Origin of the sequence: Paracoccus sp. S4493, assembly GCF_000967735.1 — a bacterium.
Taxonomy (GTDB): Bacteria; Pseudomonadota; Alphaproteobacteria; order Rhodobacterales; family Rhodobacteraceae; genus Paracoccus; species Paracoccus marcusii.
The window spans coordinates 1-759 of the sequence record NZ_JXYF01000189.1; the positions used below are offsets into that span (position 1 = coordinate 1).

Here is a 759-nt window from a genome sequence, read left to right on the forward strand (position 1 = left end):
CCATCCCCCGCAGATGCGAAAACAGCTGCAGCCCGTCCATTCCGGGCATCCGCACGTCCGACAGCACGATGCCCGCGTATTCCGCGTCCAACCCGGCAAGGGCCGAACGGGCATCGGCAAAGGCCTCGACCGCGATCCCGGCCAGCGTCAGCGTCTGCTCCAGCACTGCACGCAGGTCGGCGTCATCGTCGATCAGGCGGACGGTCCCGGTCATGCGGCACGCGGCAGGGTCAGGCGGAACGCGGCCCCCTGGCCCGGTTCCGGGGGCAGGGCGTCCAGCTCGCCGCCGAAGTCGCGGGCGATGTCGCGCGAGATGACCAGCCCCAGCCCCAGCCCCTGCGGCTTGTCCGTGGCAAAGGGCGTGAACAGCTGTGCGGCCATGGCGGACGACAGGCCGGGACCATTGTCGCGGATGGTCAGCGTGACGCGGGCGTCGTCCGCCTGGACCGCGATGGCGATGCGGGGATCAGAGCGACCCTCCTGCGCGTCATGGGCGTTGGTCAGCAGGTTGACCAGGATCTGTTCCAGACGCACGGCCTCGGCCCGGACGGCCAGATCCGGGGGCAGGTCGGGCAGCGCGAAATCCATCGCGCTGGTCCGCCGTCGGCTGGCCGTCAGCATCAGCGAGGCCTGGATCGCGTCGGCCAGCGCCACCCGCCCCACGGCCCCCGTCGCCTTGCGGGAGAAGTTGCGCAGTTCGGACGTGATCTGGCCGATCCGGTCGGTCATGCCGATGATCCGGTCCAGGTTCGCGGCCAC

2 protein-coding genes are annotated in these 759 nt (G+C 70.8%); both read right to left on the minus strand.

From position 1 onward, the window contains the following. On the minus strand, window positions 1–214 hold a 214-nt coding region (locus TW83_RS16155), incomplete at its 3' end, for a response regulator (RefSeq protein ID WP_045983808.1). Further along, window positions 211–759: ATP-binding protein (locus tag TW83_RS16160; RefSeq protein ID WP_045983809.1), on the minus strand; the 549-nt coding region annotated here is incomplete at its 5' end. The genes TW83_RS16155 and TW83_RS16160, both read right to left, overlap by 4 nt.